This is a genomic window from Ideonella sp., from assembly GCF_036277275.1.
Classification (GTDB): Bacteria; Pseudomonadota; Gammaproteobacteria; order Burkholderiales; family Burkholderiaceae_C; genus Ideonella.
Map to the genome: position 1 here is coordinate 65,892 of NZ_DASUNH010000136.1, position 22,055 is coordinate 87,946.

19 protein-coding genes are annotated in these 22,055 nt (G+C 69.9%); 8 read left to right on the forward strand and 11 right to left on the reverse strand.

The features are described from left to right. Positions 1 to 13: 13 nt before the first annotated feature. The gene (locus tag VFY73_RS23345; RefSeq protein WP_329723315.1) at positions 14 to 580 is read right to left on the reverse strand and encodes an NnrU family protein; all 567 of its coding nucleotides are present in this window, start codon (positions 578 to 580) and stop codon (positions 14 to 16) included. 203 nt (positions 581 to 783) lie between these two features. Here VFY73_RS23345 and VFY73_RS23350 point away from each other — a divergent pair, with 203 nt between their 5' ends. The 3 genes from VFY73_RS23350 (at position 784) to VFY73_RS23360 (ending at position 5,346) form a co-directional block, all read left to right on the forward strand. After that, positions 784 to 1,611, forward strand: a complete 828-nt coding sequence (locus VFY73_RS23350) for a hypothetical protein (RefSeq protein ID WP_329723317.1) — start codon at positions 784 to 786, stop codon at positions 1,609 to 1,611. Positions 1,612 to 1,816: 205 nt separating this feature from the next. Then, positions 1,817 to 2,845, forward strand: coding sequence for a TRAP transporter substrate-binding protein (locus tag VFY73_RS23355; RefSeq protein WP_329723319.1), 1,029 nt, complete (start codon positions 1,817 to 1,819; stop codon positions 2,843 to 2,845). Then, a complete protein-coding gene (locus tag VFY73_RS23360) occupies positions 2,842 to 5,346 on the forward strand; it encodes an ATP-binding protein (protein WP_329723321.1) in 2,505 nt (834 codons plus the stop codon). The genes VFY73_RS23355 and VFY73_RS23360 overlap by 4 nt, the downstream gene beginning before the upstream one ends. Before the next feature lie 16 nt (positions 5,347 to 5,362). Here VFY73_RS23360 and VFY73_RS23365 read toward each other — a convergent pair whose 3' ends face one another. Beyond that, positions 5,363 to 6,676: an SAM-dependent methyltransferase gene (locus VFY73_RS23365; protein ID WP_329723323.1), complete on the reverse strand. Its 1,314-nt coding sequence runs from the start codon at positions 6,674 to 6,676 to the stop codon at positions 5,363 to 5,365. 253 nt (positions 6,677 to 6,929) lie between these two features. On the opposite strand from VFY73_RS23365, the gene VFY73_RS23370 reads away from it, so the two are divergent. After that, complete coding sequence (locus VFY73_RS23370) at positions 6,930 to 8,540, forward strand: bifunctional diguanylate cyclase/phosphodiesterase (protein WP_329723325.1); 1,611 nt, start codon at positions 6,930 to 6,932, stop codon at positions 8,538 to 8,540. Between the two features lie 104 nt (positions 8,541 to 8,644). Here VFY73_RS23370 and VFY73_RS23375 read toward each other — a convergent pair whose 3' ends face one another. Genes VFY73_RS23375 through VFY73_RS23385 form a run of 3 tightly spaced genes read right to left on the reverse strand, consistent with a single transcriptional unit; the run spans position 8,645 to position 12,850 of the window. After that, on the reverse strand, positions 8,645 to 10,396 hold the full coding sequence (locus VFY73_RS23375) for a hypothetical protein (RefSeq protein WP_329723327.1): 1,752 nt from the start codon (positions 10,394 to 10,396) through the stop codon (positions 8,645 to 8,647). After that, complete coding sequence (locus VFY73_RS23380) at positions 10,386 to 12,122, reverse strand: HAMP domain-containing sensor histidine kinase (RefSeq protein ID WP_329723329.1); 1,737 nt, start codon at positions 12,120 to 12,122, stop codon at positions 10,386 to 10,388. Before VFY73_RS23380 ends, VFY73_RS23375 begins: the two co-directional genes overlap by 11 nt. A gap of 26 nt (positions 12,123 to 12,148) precedes the next feature. After that, entirely contained in the window at positions 12,149 to 12,850 is a 702-nt protein-coding gene (locus VFY73_RS23385; RefSeq protein ID WP_329723331.1) for a response regulator transcription factor, read from the reverse strand. Positions 12,851 to 13,119: 269 nt separating this feature from the next. Here VFY73_RS23385 and VFY73_RS23390 point away from each other — a divergent pair, with 269 nt between their 5' ends. Further along, positions 13,120 to 14,535 carry a S8 family peptidase gene (locus tag VFY73_RS23390; RefSeq protein ID WP_329723333.1) on the forward strand — a complete coding sequence of 472 codons (1,416 nt, stop codon included), beginning with the start codon at positions 13,120 to 13,122 and terminating at the stop codon, positions 14,533 to 14,535. Positions 14,536 to 14,577: 42 nt separating this feature from the next. Beyond that, a complete protein-coding gene (locus tag VFY73_RS23395) occupies positions 14,578 to 15,291 on the forward strand; it encodes a 2OG-Fe(II) oxygenase (protein ID WP_329723335.1) in 714 nt (237 codons plus the stop codon). Positions 15,292 to 15,372: 81 nt separating this feature from the next. On the opposite strand, the gene VFY73_RS23400 is transcribed toward VFY73_RS23395, so the two are convergent. From VFY73_RS23400 to VFY73_RS23415, 4 genes are all read right to left on the reverse strand, one after another. Next, the gene (locus tag VFY73_RS23400; protein ID WP_329723337.1) at positions 15,373 to 16,608 is read right to left on the reverse strand and encodes a hypothetical protein; all 1,236 of its coding nucleotides are present in this window, start codon (positions 16,606 to 16,608) and stop codon (positions 15,373 to 15,375) included. Between the two features lie 25 nt (positions 16,609 to 16,633). Continuing rightward, positions 16,634 to 17,206, reverse strand: a complete 573-nt coding sequence (locus tag VFY73_RS23405) for a hypothetical protein (protein WP_329723339.1) — start codon at positions 17,204 to 17,206, stop codon at positions 16,634 to 16,636. Then, the gene (locus VFY73_RS23410) at positions 17,203 to 17,790 is read right to left on the reverse strand and encodes an RNA polymerase sigma factor (protein ID WP_329723341.1); all 588 of its coding nucleotides are present in this window, start codon (positions 17,788 to 17,790) and stop codon (positions 17,203 to 17,205) included. Before VFY73_RS23410 ends, VFY73_RS23405 begins: the two co-directional genes overlap by 4 nt. A 95-nt stretch (positions 17,791 to 17,885) precedes the next feature. Further along, a complete protein-coding gene (locus tag VFY73_RS23415; protein ID WP_329723343.1) occupies positions 17,886 to 19,043 on the reverse strand; it encodes an aromatic ring-hydroxylating dioxygenase subunit alpha in 1,158 nt (385 codons plus the stop codon). Positions 19,044 to 19,101: 58 nt separating this feature from the next. On the opposite strand from VFY73_RS23415, the gene VFY73_RS23420 reads away from it, so the two are divergent. Beyond that, positions 19,102 to 20,244: an MBL fold metallo-hydrolase gene (locus tag VFY73_RS23420; protein WP_329723345.1), complete on the forward strand. Its 1,143-nt coding sequence runs from the start codon at positions 19,102 to 19,104 to the stop codon at positions 20,242 to 20,244. A gap of 6 nt (positions 20,245 to 20,250) precedes the next feature. On the opposite strand, the gene VFY73_RS23425 is transcribed toward VFY73_RS23420, so the two are convergent. Beyond that, positions 20,251 to 20,706: a hypothetical protein gene (locus tag VFY73_RS23425; RefSeq protein ID WP_329723347.1), complete on the reverse strand. Its 456-nt coding sequence runs from the start codon at positions 20,704 to 20,706 to the stop codon at positions 20,251 to 20,253. Between the two features lie 12 nt (positions 20,707 to 20,718). Continuing rightward, the gene (locus VFY73_RS23430) at positions 20,719 to 21,339 is read right to left on the reverse strand and encodes an RNA polymerase sigma factor (RefSeq protein ID WP_329723348.1); all 621 of its coding nucleotides are present in this window, start codon (positions 21,337 to 21,339) and stop codon (positions 20,719 to 20,721) included. Positions 21,340 to 21,472: 133 nt separating this feature from the next. Between VFY73_RS23430 and VFY73_RS23435 the strand changes: the two genes are divergently transcribed. After that, entirely contained in the window at positions 21,473 to 21,895 is a 423-nt protein-coding gene (locus VFY73_RS23435; protein WP_329723350.1) for a DUF6249 domain-containing protein, read from the forward strand. The last annotated feature ends 160 nt before the right edge of the window (positions 21,896 to 22,055 follow it).

Sequence of the window (22,055 nt, forward strand, 5' to 3'; positions counted from 1 at the left end):
GTTTTGACGAGCGTCAGCCGAACGGCCTGACGCCGATCCACGCCGTGTGCGCCCAGAAGGCAAAGAAGGCCCACAGCGCTGCACCCGCGACGACCGCGATCGCGGTGCGTCCGGGCTTCACCACCACCTCGACAGGCCCGCGTCGGCGCGCGCTGCGAAACGCCAGCACCGCCCAGAAGAGGAAGGCGCCGAACAGCAGCAGGTCGGCCAGCGTCTGGTTGGCCAGCAGGTGCGCGAAGGCCCACAGCTTGGTGCCCAGCAGCATCGGGTGCTGCAGCCTGGCCTGGATGGCGTTGCCGCCGACCTGCGACGCGGCGATCAGGACGAAGGCGATCAGCACCAGCGGCGCCGCCAGGTGGCGCAGGCCCGCCGGCACCGACCACAGCACCACCGGCTGCTGGCGCGCCTGACCGTAGCCCCAGACCAACAGCACGAAGCCGACCAGCGAGACCACCGAATACAGGCCGCGCCAGGCGTGGCGGCCGAATCGTGCGATCTGGGCGTCGCGCCAGGCAGGCGCCACGATGCGCACCGAATGCACGCCGAGAAAAAGCAGCAGGCCCAGCAACAAAGCGGTCATCTCACATCGCCCCCGTGTCGATCGACGCGCGCATTGTGGCGGCCCGGCGCCGCGGCGGCCAGACGCGCAAGCCAGCCGTGCATATGCAAGCTTGGGGGGATGAACGACGGCCGGCGTCCCGCAGCTGTGGGATGACACGCGGCGGCGTTTGCCGCAGGCTTCGCAGTTCCACGGGGAAGCCCGGGCTGCCAGGAGACTGCGATATGCCCAGCCTGACCAGCGCCTTGCGCGCCGAATACCAGCAGTTGTTCGACAGCTGCCAGATCCGCCCCGAGCGCCAGGCCGAGGTGGATGCGTGTGCCGAACGGGCCCTCGGCCATCGGCTGCGCTACGAATCCGTTGCCCAGCCGCTGGGCCTGCCCTGGTATGTGCTGGCGGTGATCCACAGCCTGGAAGCCAGCGCGCGCTTCGACACCCATCTGCACAACGGCGATCCGCTGTCCGCCCGCACGGTGCATGTGCCGGCGGGCCGGCCACTGACCGGCGCGCCGCCGTTCAGCTGGGAAGCCAGCGCCGCCGATGCTTTGCAGCTGGCCCGCTACGACCGCTGGGACGACTGGAGCGTCCCGGGCATCCTGTTCAAGTGGGAGAGCTACAACGGCTGGGGCTACCGCCATGCCCACCCCGAGGTCAAGAGCCCGTACCTGTGGAGCTACACCAGCCACTACCTGCGCGGCAAGTACGTGGCCGACGGCACCTTCTCGGCCAGCGCCGTCAGCAAGCAGGTCGGTGCCGCGGCGCTGCTCAGGCGCCTGGCCGAAAAGGGCGCGCTGAGCGACGCCGTCGCCGGAACGGCCGCCATCCGACCGGCAACCCTGACGCCAGCGGCCACGCCAGCCCCTGCGGTCCCCACCGCCCGGCTGCACTACGACCCCGACACGGTGGCAGCGGACGGCATCGCGCTGCAACACTTCCTGAACCATTTCCCCGGCATCTTCCTGCGCGAAGACGGGCGGCTGGGGCCCCGCAGTTCGGACGCCTTCCGCCTCGTCTTCGGTCTGTACCTGCAGGGTGATCCCCGCAGCACCTGAACCGCCGGCGCGGCTGTGACAGCGCCGCTGCTTCCTGCCATACTCGTTCGCGCTTCCAGTGGAGGATTCGACTCAGACGAACGCGCGACGAATCGGCATGCCAGCAGCCCAGACACTCGACAGTCCCGTCTACCGAGGCCGACCGCCTACGCGTGCCGTCAACCTGCTCAGCGCCTGCGCGGCCGCCTGCCTAACCGCGACATTGGTGGCCACGGCCACCGCGGCCGAAACAGCGTCCGCCCCGGCGGCGGCTGCACCGCTGCGCATCGTCGGCGGCTTGGCCAATGTCAACCAGTACACCCGCCATGAAGAGCCTTTCTGGACCCAGGAGCTGCCGCGCCTGACCAACGGCAAGCTGCGCGCGACGATCGTTCCGTTCGACCGCGCAGGCATCCGCGGGCAAGACATGCTGCGCCTGATGCAGCTGGGCGTGGTGCCGTTCGGCACCGCGCTGGTGTCGCTGTCCAGCGCCACCGAGCCGCTGCTGGGCGCCGCCGACCTGGCTGGCCTGAACCCCGACATGGCCAGTCTGCGCCGGCACGTCATGGCCTACCGGCCGTTTCTCGAAAAGACCTTGCGCGAGCGGCACGGCGTCGAGTTGCTGGCGATCTATGTCTACCCGGCCCAGATGCTGTTCTGCCAGCGCCCGCTGAAGGGCCTGGCCGATCTGGCCGGCCGGCGCGTGCGCACCGCCAGCGCGACCCAGGCCGACTGGGTCGAGGCGCTCGGCGCCCACCCCGTCAACACGGCGTTCGCCGAGCTGACGCAAAACCTGCGCAGCGGCAATGTCGAATGCGCGCTGACCGGCAGCATGTCGGGCTACACGATCGGCCTGCAACAGCACACCCGCCACCTGTTCACGATGCCGGTCAGTTGGGGCATGGCGGTCTTCGGCGCCAACACCGGCGCCTGGGCCGCGCTGCCCGCCGACCAGCGCTCGACGCTGAAGCAAGAGCTGATGCGCCTCGAGCAGGTGATCTGGGCCGATTCCGAGCGTGAGACCGGCGACGGCGTGCGCTGCCTGACCGGCGAACACGCCTGTGGTGGCCAACCCGGCCGCCTGCAGGCCCGGGCTCCAACGCCGGCCGACGACCAGCGTCGCCGCAATGTGCTGGCCGGCACCGTGATCGCCCGCTGGATCCAGCGTTGCGGCTCCCCGTGCGCCGAGGCCTGGAACCAGACCATCGGGCCCATCAGCGGGGTCGAGGCAAGGTCGGGCGCCAGTCCTCAATGAATCCACCCCTTCGCGTGCAGTGGGCCATCGCCGGCTTCGTGGCGGTGTTCGTCGGCACGGTGCTGGCCGCCGCCACGGCGCTGGTCAACAGCGAGGAACGCGACGCGCTGGAAGAGGCGCGCCAACGCGCCGAGCGGTTCATCGCCGGGGCCGAGGCGTCGCTGAACCGCACGCTGCTGGGGGTCGACGTGATGCTCGCCGGCAGCGAGGCGCTGTTGCGCCCCCACCGCCTGGCCAACGGCACCTATGACGTGACAGGCACCCAGTCGCAGCTGCGCACGACGATCAGCCAGAACCTGCTGGTGCGCGATCTGGTGCTGCTGCAGCCCGACGGCAGCGTGCTGGCGGCCGCCCAGCCCGACAGTGCGCGGTTGGGGCTGCCGCTGCCGCCCGGCTTCGTCAACGACGCGATGGCGCTGCCGTCGCCGCAGCTGGTGATCAGCCCGCCGCTGGTCAATTTCGTCACCACCGAGCGGATGATCTATTTCGCCCGCCCGGTCGACATGGGCGGCGGCGTGCGGGTGCTGGCGGTGGCCGAAGTGCCAGCGTCGCTGATCGCCAGCCTGCTGTCACAGGCGGCCGACATCGACGGCCTGGTCGCGACGCTGGAGCGCGACGACGGCCAGTTGCTGGTCAGCGTGCCGCCACACGACACGCTGGTCGGCCAACGCCTGCCGCAACCCTTGGGCGAAGCCATGCCCACTGGCCACGCCGAGCCCGGGCCAGCGCGCATCGGCGGTGCGCCGGCGCTGGTGGCCGTGCGGCCGGTGCTGTACCGGCCGCTGCTGGTGGCCGCGTCGATCCCGATCGAGGCGGCGCTGGCCGATGCGCACGAGCAGCGCCGTTTCGTACTCGCCGCGACCGGGCTGTTCCTGATGATGGTGCTGGGTGCCGGCGCCTTCGCCCATTGGCACCTTGGCCGGCTGGCCCAGGCGCGGGCCGCGCTGAACCGCAGCAAGAACATGCTCGACGAGGCGCTGGCCTCGATGGCCGACGGCATGCTGCTGTGCGACCCGAACGACCGCGTGGTGGTCTGGAACCCGCGCTTCCTCGAGATCTACCCCTGGCTGGCCGACGTCGTCGCGCCCGGCGTGCCGTTCGAGCGGCTGGCGCTGGTCGGCGTCAACGCGATGATGCCGGACGCCGCGCCGGAAGATCAGCAAGGCTGGGTTCAGCGCCGGCTGGCGATCCACCGCACCGAGGACGGCCAACACGAGCAGATCCTGCCCAATGGTCGCGTCATCCACGCCGTCGAGCGCCACACGCCGGACGGCGGCGTGATCACCGTCTACCACGACGTCACCGCCGCCGAACGCGCGCTCGAGCGGGCCAAGGCCGACGCCGAAGCCGCCAACAAGGCCAAGTCACGCTTCCTGGCCTCGATGAGCCATGAGATCCGCACTCCGCTGAACGCGGTGCTGGGCATGAACGGGTTGATGCTCAACACGCCGCTGACGCCTGAACAACGGCGCTACGCCGAGCTGATCCGCAGCTCGGGCCAGACGCTGCTGGCGCTGATCAACGACATCCTCGACCTGTCCATGGTCGAGGCCGGCCGGATGGAGCTGGAGATCGTCGAGTTCGATCCGCTGGCCACCGTCAACGAGGTCGTGTCGCTGCTGGCGGTGCGTGCCGAGGCCAAGGGCCTCGTGTTGGCGATGACGTCGTCGCCGGGCCTGCCGACGCGGCTGCGCGGCGACCCGAGCCGGCTGCGCCAGGTGCTGTTCAACCTGATCGGCAATGCACTGAAGTTCACCCCCGACGGCCGCGTCGACGTCGACGTGACGCACCGGCCACTGCCGGGCCGGCGCGTCGAGCTGATGATCTCGGTACGCGACACCGGCATCGGCATCGACGCCGACACGTTGCCGCGGCTGTTCCGCCATTTCAGCCAGGGCGATTCGAGCACCGCGCGGCGCCACGGCGGCAGCGGCCTGGGGCTGGCGATCAGCCAGGAGATCGTCGAGCTGATGAATGGCCACATCGACGTGCACAGCACGCCGGGCCAAGGCAGCACGTTCAGCATCAGCCTGCCGCTGGAGGTGGTGCAGCAGCCGATGCCCGCCCTCAGCAGCGGCGGCCCGGACCCGTCCCCGGCGCCGGCAGCCGAGGCCCCTGCGCCGCAAGCGGCGCGGCGCATCCTGGTGGCCGAGGACAACGGCGTCAACCAGATCCTCATCAAGGCGATGCTCGACCACCTGGGCCATTTCAGCGACATCGTGGCCGACGGCTTCGAGGCGGTGCGCCAGGTCCAGGCGGCCGACTACGACCTGGTGCTGATGGACATCCAGATGCCGGGCATGGACGGCGAGGCCGCGACGCGGGCGATCCGCTCGCTGCCCGGCGACGTCTCGCGCATCCCGATCATCGCGATGACCGCCAACGCGATGGTCGAAGAGCGCGCCGCCTATCTGGCCGCCGGCATGAACGACCATGTCGCCAAACCGCTGGACCTCGGCCGGCTGGCGGCCGTGATCTCGCGCGTGACCTGCCCCGCGTGACCGGTCCGGGCAGCCGCTACGCCGGCTCGGCCTGCAGCAGCGTCTCCAGGCAGTGTTCCTGGAGACCATAGAAAGCCTTGATCTCGGCAATCTGCGCCAGCAGCGCCGCCAGCCGCGCGGCCGGCAGCGGCTGGCGCCGCTTGACCGCCAGGATCATCTTGTTCTTGCTTGTGTGCTCCAGCGAGACGAATTCGAACACCTGCGCGTCGTAACCGCGCGACTCGAGCAGCAGCGCGCGCAGGCTGTCGGTCACCATCTCGGCCTCCTGGCCGAGGTGGATGCCGTGGCGCAGCATCGGCCGCAGCACCGCCGGCAGCTGCAGCTGCGGCCGGATCTGCTTGTGACAACAAGGCGAGCTCAGGATCACCGCCGCACCGGCGCGGATGCCGGCGTTCAACGCATGGTCGGTCGCGATGTCGCAGGCATGCAGCGCGATCATCACGTCGACATGCGGCGGCAGCACACGGCTGACGTCGCCGCATTCGAAGTCGAGACCGGCCATCGCGCAGCGCCGGGCCGCGGCGTTGCACAGGTCGACCAGTTCCTGCCGCAGCTCGACGCCGAGCGTGCGCACCGGCCAGCCCCGCCCGTCGGCCAGGCGGTGATGGGTGGCGAAAGTCAGGTAACCCTTGCCGGCACCAAAATCGACCACCTGCAACGGCGCCGCATCGGAAGGCGGCGTGCCCTGCGCCAGGCCAGCCTCGTCCAGCGCATGGTCCAGTACCTCGACGAACTTGTTGATCTGCTTCCATTTGCGCGCCATCGCCGGCACCAGCGCGCCGCCGCGGTCGACCACCCCGAGCGCCTGCAGGAACGGCGCGTCGAGTGCCAGCAGCCGCCGCTTCGCGCGTTCATGGCCACGCGCCGGCGTCGCATCGGCAGGCGCCTCGTCGGCCGATGCCACGCGGGCGCGACGCAACGCGATGCGGCCCTTCTTGCTGACCAGAAGCTGCAGCTCTTCGTCGGCGGTGAACAGATGGCCATGCGCCAGCACGCTGCCCAGCAACCCCTCGAGCCGCGCCTGGGCTTGGTCCAACGGCAGGTTCTCGGTCACATCGCGGGTGCGGTGCTGGTGCAGCAGTTGCAGGCAGGCCACGCCGCGCAGCTCGATCGGCCGGGCACTGACACGCACCAGATCGCCGGCCCCGCTGCGCGGCTTGGCCAGCACTAGGCGGCGGAATTGCCCCTGGGACAGACTGCCCGACAAGGCCTCGAAGAACCGGGCGCGCCGGGCCAAGTCGGCCAGCGCATCGCTGTCGACCAGGCGAGTCGGGGTGGGATCGGCGGCGGGGATCGGCGGGGTGTCCATCAAGGCAGAAAGGTAGGCCACCGAAGCGAGGGCACTCCAGCGGCGGCGCGATTGTGTCCCACGCTTGTGCCAACCCCTAGATAACCCCCTCGCGCCACCCTCAGCCGCCAACTATGATGTACTTGTATCCAAAAGAAAATGCGAGCCTGGAGAGGGTGGCCGCTGCCTTGAATGCCCGTGACGGACGGAGCCTGCCGAGCGCGCTCGGCGCCTTTGTCGGTCGACGGTCTTTCGACGTGCATTCGCGTCTTGCGCCGTGAACCCGACCACTCCCTTGGCTGCCCCTGATCCCCTGTTCCCTGCCGCCTTGCCGCCCGAGGAGGCCGGCCTGGTTGATTCCTCGACACCATCCGCGGCGCCTGTGAGTGAGCGCGTGTTCCTCTGGCGCTCCGGGGCCGTCGCCGGCCTGGGCAGTGCGGCGGGCGCGGGCGTCGGTGCCGCTGCCAGCCTGGCACTTCACGCGGCCATGCTCAGCGGCAGCGGGCCGGTCGGGGTGGGCGCCGCGGTTCTCGGCGCGGTGCTGGGCGCAGCCGTCGGCGGCCTGGCCGGGCCGTTGGCCTTGTCCCGCCACCCGGCGCTGAAAGACGCCGGGGCTTCGACGCTCGACCGCGTGACCGGCCTGCCGACCCGGGCCGAGTTCCTGGCAGACGTGCAGCGAGAAAGAGACGCCGAGCGACAGCGCCGTGGCAGCGCGGCCGCCCCGCAGGCGCTGCTGCTGCTCGGGCTGGACCGGCTGCGGGCCTTGAATGACAGCCTGGGTCACGAGATCGGTGACCTCTGGCTGCACGAAGCCGGCAGCCGCCTGGTCGAGGCCTTCGACCCACCGGCGCTGATCGCCCGCCTGGGCAATGACGAGTTCGCACTGCTGTCGCCGGCTCAACCGCTGCGCGCCGACGACCCTGCGCTGCTGGGCCTGGGCGAGGCGCTGCTGCACCGATTGCGCCGGCCCTTCTTCGGCCATGGCGGCGAACTGCACCTGACCGCCAGCGCTGGCGCCACTTGGCTGACCGCCGACAAGCCGATCGAGCAGGCCTTGCGCGAAGCCGACCTGGCGCTGCGCCGCGCCAAGCGCGCGGGGCGTGACTGCGTGCGTGTGTTCGAGCCGTCGATGAAAGCCGAACACGACGAGCGGGCGCGCCTGCTGACCGCCCTGCGCAGCGCGGTGCCGGCGCAAGAGTTCCGCCTGCATTACCAGCCGCAAGTCGACCGCGCCGGCCGCGTCGTCGGTGCCGAGGCGCTGCTGCGCTGGGAGTCGCCCGAACTGGGCACGATCGACCCGTCGCGCTTCATCCCGCTGGCCGAGGAATCGGGGCTGATCGTGCCGATCGGCCGCGCCGTGATCCGTGACGCCTGCGCGGTGCTGGCCTGGTGGTCGCAGGACCCGGCGACCAAGCACCTGACGCTGTCGGTCAACGTCAGCCCGCACCAGTTCCAGCACCCGACCTTCGTCGAAGACGTGCGACTGGCGCTGCAGACCGCCGGCGTGTCACCCAGCCTGTTGAAGCTGGAGGTCACCGAGAACGTGATCATCTCCGACATGCCCAGCGTGCAGGCTCACATGCAGGCGCTGCGCGAGCTGGGCGTGCGCCTGAGCCTGGACGACTTCGGCATCGGCTACTCGTCCTTGAGCTACCTGAAGCACCTGCCGCTGTCGCAGCTGAAGATCGACCGGATCTTCGTGCGCAACATGCTGACCGATCCGCGCGAAGCGGCGCTCGTGCGCACCGTGATCGCCCTGGCGCGCGACTTGGCCCTCGAGCTGGTCGCCGAGGGCGTCGAAACCCCCGAGCAGCGCGAGATGCTGAGCGACCTCGGCTGCGGCCTGTACCAGGGCTACCTCTTCGGCCGGCCGGTCCCGCTCGAATCGCTGTGCGTGGTGCAGTGAGCTGAGCTGCGACGGCGAACTCGGGGCGCGGCCAGCGCACGGCCGCTGCGAAGCGGCGGCGCACCCACTCGGTGGGTGGTGCCAGTATCCCAGCGCCGGGTGCCCTATTCCACGAGCGGGAAACGCCACTCGATGCGCGCCCCATCCGCCAATCCGCTCACCGGCTCGATGCGCGAGTCGTGCAGCTGCGCCACCCGCGTCAACATCGCCGAAGCCATGTCGCGCCGGTCGCCCGATCCGGTGGCGGCAAAGGCCCGCCAGGCCCCGTGCGGTGCCCAAGCCATCGCGCCGCCTTCGACCGCCAGCACCGCATAGGCCTGATCCGCCCTCAGCGTCCAGTTGACCGTGCCGCCCGGTGGTGTGCCGTTCAGCGCCATGCGCAGCAACTGGTCGAGCGCCATCAGCAGCGAGATGCGGTCGCCGCGAATCTCCAACCCCCATTCGACGTCACGCTCCAGCCGGACGGCAGCACTGGCCGGCGGCGCCAGACGCTCGCCGACATCGTCGACCAGCTCGGCCAGATCGACCATGCTCAGGCTCGCGCGGCGCAGGTTGCGCGCCCGCACGATGGCCAGGTAGTGGTCGGCGGTCTCGAAGGCTTGGCGCACATGCCGCCGGGCGTCGCCGAGCGGAGCCTGACTGCGCTCGTCCAGCATGCGCGGCGTGATCGAGTCGATCTGCACCAGCGCCGCACCCAGCGGGTTGCGCAGGTCGTGGGTGATGAACTCTTCGGTCTCGCCCCACAGCGACTCCATCGTCCGGTGTACCGCCATCGCGTGCTCACGCGCGAGCAGGCTTTGGGTGCGCGCTTCGAACTGCATCCACTGCCGGTGGTAGCGCAGCGCCTCCTGGTGCTGGCCCAGGCGCGACAGGACCTCGGACAGGCACAGGCACAGGCTGGCGTGCAGTTCGCCAGTGCGAAAGCGCGAGCCCGGCAAAGCCTCGATCTCGCGCAGCCGCCGCTCGACAGCGGCCAAATCGACATCGGCATGCGCCACCTCGACCCGACAGCGCGCCAGCGTGCTGGTGCCCCAGGCAATCGTGTGCGGCTGCAGCATCGCCTCGCTTTGCCGCTCGACCTTCTCGACCCACGTCAGCGCCTCGGCCTCTTCGCCCATCTCGAGCAGCACGCCGACCAGCGTGTCGAGCGAGCCGGCGCGCAGGGCGCCATGGGCTTCGGCGAGCGCACCGTCGCAGGCCTGCTGGGCCAGCTGTTTCGCGCTTGCCAGCGCCGCCAATGCGCCATCCGGCCGCTCTTCTGCCGCGGCTCGCGCCACGCCCAGCCACGCCCAGGCCATGTTGTTCACGATGCGCACCCGCTGCTGGCGCACGCCGGCATCGTCACCGGCCAGCAGCCCCAGGCACTCGTTGAACATCGAGATCGCCAGCTCATGCTCGCCGATCAGGCCCAGCGCGGTGCCCAGGTTCATCGTCAGTCGCAGCAGCAGGTCGTTGCGACGCAGCGCGTGCGCCATGCCCAGCATCGACTGACCACGCCACAGGGCATCGGCATAACGGCCACGGTGAATATCGACCACGATCTGGCTGTTGACCGCGCGGATCAGCGTCACCGGTTCGCCGATCGCCTCGGCCTGCTGCAGTGCCAGCGCCAGCGTCGCGTCGCGTTCGGCATGGCCCAGCGCGTCCTGCGCCATGCCCTGCAGCAGCAAGGCGCGAACAATGCCCAGGCCGTCGCCTGCGTCGCGCGCCCGGGCCTCGGCCTCACGGCCGACGTTCAGTGCGTCGGCCGCACGCGTCGCCAGCAGCACCTGGTTGCGCTGGAAGAAGGTCTCGGAGCTGGCGTCGCTGTCGCCGGCGATCTCGTTCGCAGGGGTCAGGCTCGGGTCATGGCTCAAGGTCTGGGGCTCCCAACACCAGGCTGACCGCCGTGCCTTGGCCCGGCTCGCTGTCGACCAGAATGCGCGCCTGGTGCACCCGCGCGGCGCGCGCCACCATCGCCAGGCCCAGCCCGTTGCCGTTGCGCACCGCGCCGCTCGCAAAGCGCTGGAACAGCCGCACGCGCATGTCCAGCGGCAGGCCCGGGCCCGCGTCGGCCACCGTCAGCCAGACGCCAGACGGCCGGCGCGCGAGCTGCACCCGCACTGCGCTGCCGGGCGGTGCGTGCTTGAAGGCGTTGCTCAACAGGTTGCCCAGCGCGCGCATCAGCAGCAGCCTGTCGCCGCGCGCGACGATCGGGCGCTGGACATCGCGCGTCAGGCTGACGCACGAGTTGGCCGGCGGCGCCATCTGCTCGCAGGTGTCGTCCACCACGGTGGCCAGGTCGATAGCCTGCAGGTCCTCCTGGCGCAGGTGCTCGGCCCGCATCACGCCCAAATACTGGTCCGCGATGTCGATGGCCCGCCGCACGCTGTGCTCGGCGCGTCGGATGCCGACCCGCGCTTCGTCCACCTCATCGTCCGCGGCCAGCGGGCGCAGCAGCTGTACCGCCTGCACCAGCGGCTGGCGCAGTTCATTGGTGACGAAATGGACAGCCTCGGCGCGCATCGACGCCAGTGTCTCGTCGGTCCAGCGGCCGTGCTCGCGCGCCAGCTGGGTCCGCAGGCGTGCCTTGGTCTGGGCCCACAAGCGCTGGTGGTCCAGCGCCTGCGCGAACTGGCCGGCCTGCTCATGGGCCTCGAACAGGCAGCGCAGCAGCGACAGGCGCAGGTCGCCGCCGGCCACGCGCGGATGGCGGATCGCCTCGACCTCGCGCAGCCAGCCCAGCACACGGCGGGCATCACCATGCGGCATGCGCAGTTCGATCATGGCCTGGCTGAGGCGTTTGTGCGCCAGCGCCAGCGTGCCGGCCGCCGCCGGCGACGGATCGTGCGACTCGACACGTTCGACCCAGCCGCGCGCCTCGTCGCCCCGGCCAGCCTCGAGCAACGCACGCACCAGGCCGAACATGGCCACGTGGCTGAAACGCGGGGGCGTGCCCAACAACAGGGCACAGGCCTGTTCGCCCAGCTGGCGGGCGCGCTGCAAGGCCTCCGCCGCGGCATCGCCGCCGCTGGCCTCCAGCAACAGGCCACCGCGCATCAGCCAGGCTTGGGCCTGGGCGGCGGCATAACGGCCCATCGCCACCCGGTGGTCGCCCTCGGCCAGCGACGACGGATGGGCGCGCAGCAGCATGCGAGCCTCTTCGAACGATTCCAACGCCCGGTCATGCTCGCCCAGGTGGCACAGGCTGGTGCCGGTCGCGAACAGGGCCTGGCGCACCATCGCCGAGCGTCCCTGCACGCGCGCCTGCTCGGCCAACTGCCGGCAAACGGCCAGCGCCCGCGCGTGCCGGCTGCAATCGGCGTCGTGGCGGGCCTGCGCCAACATGCATTGGAAGATCAGGGTCGCATCACCGGACCGCCGGGCTTCGGCCTCGGCGCGTTGCAGCGCCTCTTCGGCGTCGGTACGCCCCAATGCGCCGCGCGCCGCACCTTGGGCGGTCAGCGCCTGCGCCAAAGCCAGCGCGTTGCCCTGTTGCTGGGCTTCGGCCACTGCCGCGTCAAATGCCGGCAACACCGACCCGACCGGCTGGTCCTGCCAGTCGTAGCTGACGGTGTAAGTCTGCGGAGCCTCGACGGACATGATCGGCTCGGCGGGTCGGGCGAGATTCAGGCCGGCTCTTTGGTCGACGGCAGCTCCAGGCGATAGCCCGTTCCGTAGACGGCGTTCAGCCGAAAACCGTGCTCAGTGAGCGCCAACTTGCGACGAATCAGGTACACGTGCTGGGCCACCGTGTGCACGCCGGCCTCGTGGTTGCGCCCCCACACGGCGGCCAACAGCTCCTGCCGGGTGAACAATCGCGCCGGTTCGCTGAACAGGATCCACGCCAGGTCGAACTCGCGCGGCGCCAGCTCGACCCCCCGGCCGGCGACAGTCACCTCGCGGCGGCCGAAGTCCAGCAGGTAGGGCGGCCGGTCGATCTGCGTCAGCGTCGACGCGGCCGGCGTCATCCGTCGCAACAACGCGTCGATGCGGGCGACGACGATCGACTCGGAACCTGGTTTCACGATGTAATCGTCGGCACCAGCCTTTAACGCGCGGACCACGCTTTCTTCGGTATCCAGGCCGGTCAGCATGACCACGCCAACGCCGGTGGACAGCAGTTGCCGCAGTCGCGCCACGACGTCGATGCCTTCCATTTCGGGCAGGCGCCAGTCGACCACCGCACAGCGTGGTGCCTGCTTGCTTACCTCGTAGAAGAACTCATGAGGGCGGGCAAAGATCTTGACCTGATGACCGGCACGGGCGAGCCACTGCTCCACACTCGCCGAGCAATCGGGATCGTCTTCCAACAAATAGATCAGGGCCAAACTCCGCTCCTGTGGTCAGCATGGCGCGTGGTGAAAATCACCAAATGCGCTCGTAAACGCCATATTCGTGTCATTCCGTCGGCCGCACAATCCGGGCCTTCCGGTCGTGTCGAGATTATTGCGACATCGTCCCCCTTCAGGGCCGTTGAAGATCCTTGAGGATTGGGGCGGGTGTCGGGCATACGATCTGCTTGACCGCTCGGACCGCGTAGTGGCCCGTCATCCTCGGGCCGCCACGCCATATCCAGCCAAAAGTTCGGAGCTTCGTCATGAATCGATCTTTCCGCCGCACGTGGGCATTGGCGGGCCTGCTGGCCTTGCTGAGCGCCACCCTGCCCATGCAGGTGGGCGCCGCGACGCGCAGCGGCAAGGTCAGCAAAGAGATCATGCCGACCTTCAGCGCCGGCCTGATCGTCAAGCTTCGTGACGATGGCAACATCGATCCCGCACTGGTCGCCAAGGCCCGGGCGATGGCGGCCAAGTACGGCCTGAACCTGAACCATCTGCGCAAGCTCGCGCGCGGCGGCGATGTCCTCGCACTCGACCGGGTGCTGCCGCCCGCGGTGCTGCAGCGCCTGGCCGACGAGCTCGCCAAGCTCGACGACCAGATCGACTACGTCGAGCCCGACGTCGTGATGGTCCCGATGGGGCTGTCCGACGACAAACATGTCTCGGCGCAGTGGAACCTGACCGAATACCCCGGCGGCATCAACCTGCCTGAAGCCTGGGCCATGTCCAAGGGCAAGGACGTCGTGGTGGCGGTGGTCGACAGCGGCGTGCGCCCGCACATCGACCTGATGCCCAACCTGGTGCCGGGTTACGACTTCGTGTCCAACCGCGCCACCGCCCGCGACGGCGATGGCCGCGACCCGTTCGCCTGGGACGAAGGCAGCTGGTACACCACCGGCCAGTGCCACGCCGACCAGCTCGGCGCCAAGGACAGCCTGTGGCACGGCACCCATGTGGCCGGCACGATCGCCGCGGTCGCCAACAACAGCACCGGCATCACCGGCATCGCGCCCAAGGCCAGGGTGCTGCCGGTGCGCGTGGTCGGCCGCTGCGGTGGCTACACCTCCGACATCATCGACGGCATGCTGTGGGCCGCCGGCCTGCCGGTGCACGGGGTGCCGAAGAACCAGCACCCGGCCAAGGTCATCAACCTGTCGCTGGGCAGCGTCACGGCGTGCAGCAAGGCCTTCCAGGCCGCGGTCACCGCAGTGCGCGAGGCCGGTGCGGTGGTGGTGGCCGCAGCCGGCAACTCCGACATCGATGTCGCCCGCGTCAGCCCCGCCGGCTGCCAGGGCGTGGTGGCGGTGGCGGCCAGCGACCGTGAAGGCAAGAAGGCCTACTACTCGAACTACGGCCGCCGCATCACCGTGGCCGCGCCCGGCGGCGACATGCAGGACGTGGCCGAGAACGGCATCCTGTCACTGCTGAATGCCGGCACGAAGCGCCCGGCTGGTGACGTGCTGGCCTACATGCAAGGCACCTCGATGGCCGCCCCGCATGTCAGCGGCGTGATCGCGCTGATGCTGGGTCGCAACCCGAACTTGAGCCCCGAGCGCATCCAGTCGCTGCTCAAGGGCAGCGCACGCCCGATCCCGAGCATGGACTGCCAGGGCGGGTGCGGCGGCGGGCTGGTCGACGCAGCGGCGGCAGTTGCCGCGGCAGCGGTGGCGCCTTGACCGGCGCCCCCTGCCGGCGGTCCACCGCCCGACCCGAGGCCCATGACCCCTGATTTCATCGAGGTCTACGACGACGCGCTCGATGCCGGCTTCTGCCAAGGCTTCGTCGAGCGCTTCGAAGCCAGCCGCCACAAGGTGCCGGGCCGCACCGGCGGCGGCGTCGACACGACGAAGAAGATCAGCACCGATCTCTACCTGAACCAGCGTCCCGAGTTCAAGGACGACCTGGGCCAGATCCTGAAGGTCACGACCCGCTACGCCGAGCAGTACTTCCGCAAGTACCACTTCGCGCTGATCGCCCCGATGGCGCTGACGCTGGCGGATCCGGAAACGGGCCAGCCGGTGCCGGTCACGCACGACAACTACGCCAAGGTCGCCGAGCCGCAGGCGCAGGACCTGATGCGCGCGCTGTACCGCCTGGGCGGCGTGCAGGCGCAGAAATACGACCGCGGCAGTGGCAACTACAACTATTGGCACTGCGAGGTCTTTCCCGAGGCCCCGGCCAACGAAGCACTGCACCGCACGCTGCTGTTCATGTTCTACCTGAACGACGTGGCAGAAGGCGGACATACCGAGTTCTTCTACCAGCAGCGCGCGATTCAGCCCAAGGCGGGCCGCATGGTGATCGCGCCGGCGTACTTCACCCACACCCACCGTGGCTGCACGCCGATCTCGGGCGACAAATACATCCTGACCAGCTGGATCTTGCTCAACCGCGCCGAACAGTTGTACGGCGCGAGGCCCATCCCGCGCTGACGCGAAGAGGGCCTCGCGCCCTGCAACGCCGGCACCAAGCTCAACACCTGGCTGGCCGAACCCGGCGGCAGTTCACCTGCTTCACCCTCGGGGCGCGCTGCCCGCCCCGCCCGGCTTGCGCGGGACCGGCATCGCTGGTGTGGACGGCATGGCGCTGCTGACCGCGTAGTCAGCCGGCACCTTCATCAGCGCCGCATCCGGCTCGCCGCGCTTCAGGTTCGTCAGGCGGTAGATCCGCTCGGCGCTGCGCGGATCGGCATCGCGCGACTGCACCGTCAGCAGCAGGTCCGGCGAGGTCCATACCTCGTGCACGATCTGGATCGGCTTCTCGTTGCCGATCTTGCCGGCCTCGATGGTCCAGGTCGTGCGTTCACCATTCGCGCGCACACCTTCGATGTCCTTGCTGCCGAGCGAGCTCTGCACGCCCTGGCCACGCGGCGCCACGCGCTGCGCCTGCCAGCGGACGACGGGCGGGGGCGGCGGCGGCATCAGGTTCATCACCGCCCCCGGCTGGGCCGGCGCCAGCAACGGGCCGCTGCTGTTCAGCCGCATCACCTGGATGTCCATCGGCTGCCCAGGGGTCACCATGGCTTCGGCCGCGGTGGCCGGCCGGGCGATCAGCACGGGTTGCGGCGCCTGCGCAGGTTGCGCAACCTGCGCCGGCTGCGGCGTGCGCGACGACTTGGCTTCCGCCCGCAGGCGCTCCTGCGTCGCCCTCGCCTCCTGCACCTGCTGGCGCGCCTGTTCGGCCATCACCTTGGCCTGTTCGCGCGCCTTGTCGGCGTAGGCTCGCCACTGCTCGGCATGCTCGGCACCCACCGCCGCGTCGTTGAACCACATCGGCTGGCCGGCATGGCCGACATGCCCAAAGTGGCCGAGCCGGCGCGCCGTCTTGCGCTCCGGGTCCAGCAACCAGCCCTGCTTGGCCACTGGGTCGCGCAACCAGACGAGCTTGCGGCCGCCGCGGTCGACCTCCTGCCGCGTGCGGCCCTCGCCATCGCGGCACAACCGCGTCTGCTGCTTGCGCACGATGCGGTTGCCATCGGTCAGCGTCTGCACTGATTCGTGCACCGCATCGGCGCAGTACGGCGCACCCTTGACGACCCGCTCGCTGCCCATCTCGTCGGAGGCGAACGCGACGCTGGCGGCGTCGAAATCGACGTGGTCCAGCGCGTCGCCGACATCGGCCATGGCGGTCTGCACGATGCGGTCGATGTCCATCTCTTGCGCCGCCTGCGAGGCGAGCGGTGCGCCGGCCAGCGCCAGCAGGCAGGCCGCGGTGAGCACCGACGAGCGGCGGCGTGGCAATGTGTTCATCGAGCTCTCCTTCAGCGGGGTGTCATCAACGGGTCAGGCGCACCGCCAGCACGTCGCCGGACGGGTGCATCAACAGTTCGGCGTGCACCGGCTCACCGGCACGCGCGGGGTCGTAGGGCAAGCCGAGCGCGGCCAGGCGTTCGCGCGGCACCTCGGTGCGCACGACCCAGGCCGGCGCCGCTTGCGCCCCGCCCTGCCACAGCTCGGCAAAACGTTCGGGCGACGCGACCGGCACGAAGCCGCTGGCGCGCGGCACGCGGCCGACCGGCCCGGCGCCGATCTCGGGTGTCGGTGTCGGTGCGCGGGGTGCCGACGAACGGCCCGGCCCGACCCACCAGACCAGCAGCAGCCCGAGCAGCACCGCGGCACCGGCGGTCACGGTCGGCCAGGCCAGCACCGGCCGCAGCGGGGTCGCGGTCTTCTGCGACGGCACCACAGGCGCTGTCGCCGCCGCGCGGACCTTGTTCCAGACGGCCGGCGGCGCGTGTTCACCAGCCAGGTCGATGCGCAACCGGGCGATCGCGCCGGCCAGCTCGGGCGGTGCGGCATCGCGCCCACGTGCATCAGGCGCGTCAGGCGATGGGCGGTTCGGGTTCATGCTTCACTCCTCGTCGCCGGCCGCAGGGCCTGGGCCAGGCGCTGGCGCGCGCGGTGGACCCGCGTGCGCAAGGTGTTCAGTTCGATGCCGGCGATCTGGGCCGCTTCGGCGTACGGGCGCTCCTGCAGGTCGACCAGCACCAGCGCCTCGCGAAACGGCCACGGCAGCGCACGCACCGCCGTCCACAGCGCATCGAGGCGCTGCTCGCCGATCAGCGTCGCTTCGCGGTCAGGGGCCGTTTCGAACGGGAACGCGGCATCACCATCGTCGTCGTCCGCCGGGTCGTCCAGCACCACATGCCGGTCGCGCAGCCGCCACGCCGCCAGCAGTGCATGGCGGGCGATGCCGGCCAGGTAGGCGCCCAGGCTGCCACGCGACGGGTCGAAGGCCTCGGGCTCGTGCGCCAGCGCGACGAATGCTTCGTGCGTCACGTCAGCCGCGAGCGCCGGGTCGCCACACAGCGCCAGCGCGTAGCGGTAGACCGCGTCACTCTCCTGCCGATAGGCCTGGTCGAGCCAGGCCAAGGCGCTGCGTTCCGGCTTGGCCGGGCGGGGGCGGATGGTCCAGGGCACGAAGGGCAACATGGGTGAGAGCGAATCGCTTCACCTGATGGGCACGAGACCCCCGGAAAGTTCCTGGCCTGGAAGAAAGACTTTCGCCGCCGCTCTTCCCCAACGTGTCAGGCGGGGTCCATCGCCTTCGCAATCAGCTGATGAAAATGGTGCACGCCTTGCTCACGCGTCGGCGAATAGCGACCCCGTTGGTAGAAACGAGAGCGCAGCCCACGCTGCACCGTCATCACCACCGCCTCGTCTTCCATCTCGACCTGGTCCAGCGCACCGCCGGCGCCGCCGCCCTGGAGCTCGGGCTTCCAGACATACGAGCGGAAGCGCACGCGGGTGCGGTGATCGCCGACCGGCACCACCTGGTTGACCGACAGCCCCCAGGGGTAGAAGTTCAGCATCAGGTTCGGGAACACCCAGTAGTAGTAGGCCGCGATACGCTGGCCGTGGTCGGGTGATTCGGGTGGCAGCTCGAACGCCAGTTCGTCTTCGCGGGCGACTGCCAGCTGCAGATTGGCCCAAGGTAGCAGCTCGTAGCGGTACTGCGCCAGGTCCAGCGTCTGCGTCAGCCCCGGGTGCACGAACGGGATGTGAAGGCCTTCGAGGTAGTTCTCGCAGTACAACGCCCAGTGCGCGTCGAACTCGTAGTCGCGGCTGGCCGACGGGTCGGGCTGGAAGTCCTGCAGCGGCAGCCACGCGAGCCGCTCACGCAGCGGGCCGAACACCTCGTCGAACGAAGCCAGCGGTTCGCCGAGCGCGACGAACGCCTGACCGCCCCAGTCGTGCAGCGGCAGCTGCGGCAGGTGGTCACAGGGCCGCGGGAAGTCGAGCGCCTGCTGGAATTCCGGCATGAAGACCATCCGGCCGTCGAGCTCGAAACGGCGCGAGTGGTAGCCGCAGCGGATCTGCTTCGCGCCCTGCTTCGGCTCGTGCACCAGCAGGTTGCCGCGGTGCGTGCAGACGTTGCTGAGGCATCGCAGCGCACCCTGCGCATCACGCGCCAGCAGTAGCGGCTCGTCCAGGCAGCCGGCCAGCAACTCGCGCGGCACCAGCGCGCCCGGCTCCGCCACGTCGGCCAGGTCACCGAGCCATTGCCAGCTGCGCGCGAACAGCCTCTCGCGCTGTTGCACCTGCACGGCGGGGTCGAGGTAGAAGGCCTTGTCCAGCGTTTCGGCGCGCGCCACCTCGCGGTGCACGTGCCAGCGCTTCAGCGTCGCGGCGTCGGGTGCGTTCATGCGGTCGATGATGGCACCGGCGTTTGACGGGCTGCTCACGCACAATCCCTCGGTCCCGGCTTCACGACCGCCAGCGTTCCGCCTCGCGGTGCCACCCATGAAGACATTCGGCCAACGGGCAGACCGCAGCGGCGGCCTGCGCCTCGAACGCATGCGCGCCTCACCGCTGTGGCAGGAAGGCGAACGCGGCGGCGGCTTCCGCAACATCCACCCGATGTTGCCGGGCCTGCGCGACACGCGCGGCCCGCGCCCTTCGCTCGGCGATTTCCTCTGCGGCGGCGACCGCCGCGCCCCGAGCCAGCACCTGCCCAGCGTCAACCCGCTGCCACTGTGGCAGCAGCCGGCCGACACGGGACTGCGCGCCACCTGGCTCGGCCACTCGACGGTGCTGGTCGAGATCGACGGCTACACCGTGCTGACGGACCCGGTGTGGGGCCCGCGTGCATCACCGCTGCGCTTTGCCGGCCCGAAGCGTTTCCAGCCGATGCCGATCAAGCTGAAGCAGCTGCCGGTGCCCGATGTCGTTGTGATCTCGCACGACCACTACGACCACCTCGACTACCCGACAGTCGTTGCGCTCGCTCGCCACACGCGCGTGCCGATCATTACGTCGCTTGGCGTCGGCGCGCACCTCGAGGCCTGGGGCGTGCCAGCCGAACGCATCCATGAGCTGGATTGGTGGCAGAGCTTCACGCTGCCCGGTGGCGAGCTGCAGGTCACCGCCGCGCCGTCGCAGCACTTCTCCGGCCGCGGCCTGAAAGACCGCAACGCGACGCTGTGGTCGTCGATGGTGATCCGCAGTGCGAAGCACCGCGTGTTCTTCAGTGGCGACACCGGGCTGACGACCGAGTACGACGTCATCCGCGACCGCCTCGGCCCCTTCGACCTGATCATGCTCGAGGTCGGCGCGTTCCACCCGTCGTGGGGCGACATCCACCTCGGCCCTGCAAACGCGCTGAAGGCCTGGCAGCTGCTCGGCGGCGGGCCGTTCCTGCCGATCCACTGGGGCACCTTCGCGCTCGCGCTGCACCCGTGGGACGAGCCGGCCGAAGCTCTGCTCGCACAAGCGCCGGCACTGCAGGTACCGCTGGTGATGCCGCGGCTGGGCGAACCGGTCGAGCCGAGCCGTGTCGAGGGCGTCACGTCGTGGTGGCGGGCGGTCGACGAAGGGGCCGCGGCGCCGACGGCGTCGACACCGACGCTGAAGCTGCCGCGCGAGCTGCCGTGGCCGATGGACTGACGGCCGTCAGCGCCGCCGCAGCAGACCTCGCATCAACCCCCGCATCTGCGCGCTCGGCACGCCGAAGCGCTCAACCCAGACACTCGCGCCAGCCACCAGGCCAATGACCACCGCGATCAGCGGCACCAGCTCCGACAGGTCGATCCCCGCCGTCTCGTGCAGCCACGGCAGCGCCCAGTGCACGACCGCCCCGGCGCTGAACGCCACCGCGAGCACCATCGCCAGCGTGTCGCGCTTCACGCGCACGTAGCCGCGCTGCAGCAGCGCCAGCTGGCGCGCGTGCTCGGCCTCCAGTTCACGGCGCTGGCGCGCCAGGTCGTGGGCCGCTTCGTCGGCCAGCGCCGCCTGCAGCCGGGCGTGAAAACCTGCCGGCAACTCGGGCGCCGGCAGCGAATGGGCGAGCGCCTGGTCCAGGGCGCGGTCCAGGTCGTGGTCCGGTCGGTCATGGGGCAGCTCGTTCATCACATCATTCCTTCACAGCCACAGCCCCGGGTCGGCCAGGCCGCGCTCGGCGAGCCGGCCGCGCAGCGCCTGCCGGCCGCGATGCAGGTGCGTCTTCACCGTCGCTTCGGGAAGGCCCAGCATCGCCGCCACCTCGGCGACCGCGCGCTCTTCGTAGTAGTAAAGCGTCAACGCCAGCCGCTGCGCTTCGGGCAGCGCCTCGACCAGACTGCGCAGCAGCGCGTGGCCGTCCGCACCGTCGTATTCGCCGTCCGGCGCGGCCAGCGCCATCGCCTCGGCTACGGTCACCTCGTCGCTCAACGAAGCGGTGGCCGGCCCGATGCGCTCGATCAGCGTCAGGCAGCGGTTGCGCGTGATCGCATACAGCCAGGTCGACAACGCCCCAGCCTGCGGCTGGTAGCCACCCAGCGACCGCCAGGCGCGCAGCAAGCTGTCCTGGGCGGCGTCTTCGGCACGCGCCGCATCACGCAGCATCGCCAGACACAAGCGGTGGACCTTCGGCGCATAACGCTGCGCCAGGCGGGCGAACGCCAGCTCGGGCTGCCCACTGGCCAGCAGCGCGATCAGGTCGTCGTCGCGCCGCGCCGCATCGGTCGGTAGCGGCGTCAAGGCGGGCAGCGCATCCAGGGGCATCCGGCTTGATACCCGCGCACCGACGGTTCGGTTTCAGGCGGGCGCCAAGATTTTTTCGACGGCCGCCTGAAACCGATCGCGGCAGCCGGCGGTATCAACAGCATCGTCACCACGCACACCTCGAGACTCCACCATGAACGACGTTGCCGAACTCCGCCATGTCCTGCCCTTCCTGATCCCGATCGTCGCGATTGTCATGGGCGTCGGCATCGGCATGCTCGCGCTGTGGATCGACTACCGCAAGAAGCGCGACATCTTCGAACTGCACCACAAGGAGCGGCTGCTCGCGATCGAACGCGGCATGGAAGTGCCGCCGCTGCCCGAGGGCTTCTTCGGCGGCGACTCGCGCGAGGCCCGCACGCTGGGCACGGCCGACTACCTGCGCCGCGGCCTGATCTGGCTGCTGGTCGGCCTGGGCGTCGCCATTGCGCTGGCGATCAACAAGAGCCCCGAAAGCGCCACCTGGGCGTTGATCCCGGTGGCCTTCGGCTTAGCCAACCTGATCTTCTACTCTGTCGAGTCGCGTCGCCCCAAGGCACCCTCGACCGCACCTTGATGTATGTATTACGACTACATCGACCAACTGATATCACCAGCAACTACAACAAAACTACACACAATTCGCCGGGTTAGCCCCAACTCGTCAATGTAGTTTTGCTTCATTAGCATCGCGCCTGCTCGGACCGGCCTGGATGTCACAGGCCGGTCGTCGTTCG

Excerpts from the sequence above, each read along its gene's own strand:
- VFY73_RS23345 (WP_329723315.1), bottom strand. The coding sequence starts at position 580 with ATGACCGCTTTGTTGCTGGGCCTGCTGCTTTTTCTCGGCGTGCATTCG.
- VFY73_RS23350 (WP_329723317.1), top strand. The coding sequence starts at position 784 with ATGCCCAGCCTGACCAGCGCCTTGCGCGCCGAATACCAGCAGTTGTTC.
- VFY73_RS23360 (WP_329723321.1), top strand. The coding sequence starts at position 2,842 with ATGAATCCACCCCTTCGCGTGCAGTGGGCCATCGCCGGCTTCGTGGCG.
- VFY73_RS23380 (WP_329723329.1), bottom strand. The coding sequence starts at position 12,122 with ATGTCCGTCGAGGCTCCGCAGACTTACACCGTCAGCTACGACTGGCAG.
- VFY73_RS23390 (WP_329723333.1), top strand. The coding sequence starts at position 13,120 with ATGAATCGATCTTTCCGCCGCACGTGGGCATTGGCGGGCCTGCTGGCC.
- VFY73_RS23395 (WP_329723335.1), top strand. The coding sequence starts at position 14,578 with ATGACCCCTGATTTCATCGAGGTCTACGACGACGCGCTCGATGCCGGC.
- VFY73_RS23400 (WP_329723337.1), bottom strand. The coding sequence starts at position 16,608 with ATGAACACATTGCCACGCCGCCGCTCGTCGGTGCTCACCGCGGCCTGC.
- VFY73_RS23405 (WP_329723339.1), bottom strand. The coding sequence starts at position 17,206 with ATGAACCCGAACCGCCCATCGCCTGACGCGCCTGATGCACGTGGGCGC.
- VFY73_RS23410 (WP_329723341.1), bottom strand. The coding sequence starts at position 17,790 with ATGTTGCCCTTCGTGCCCTGGACCATCCGCCCCCGCCCGGCCAAGCCG.
- VFY73_RS23420 (WP_329723345.1), top strand. The coding sequence starts at position 19,102 with ATGAAGACATTCGGCCAACGGGCAGACCGCAGCGGCGGCCTGCGCCTC.
- VFY73_RS23425 (WP_329723347.1), bottom strand. The coding sequence starts at position 20,706 with ATGAACGAGCTGCCCCATGACCGACCGGACCACGACCTGGACCGCGCC.
- VFY73_RS23430 (WP_329723348.1), bottom strand. The coding sequence starts at position 21,339 with ATGCCCCTGGATGCGCTGCCCGCCTTGACGCCGCTACCGACCGATGCG.
- VFY73_RS23435 (WP_329723350.1), top strand. The coding sequence starts at position 21,473 with ATGAACGACGTTGCCGAACTCCGCCATGTCCTGCCCTTCCTGATCCCG.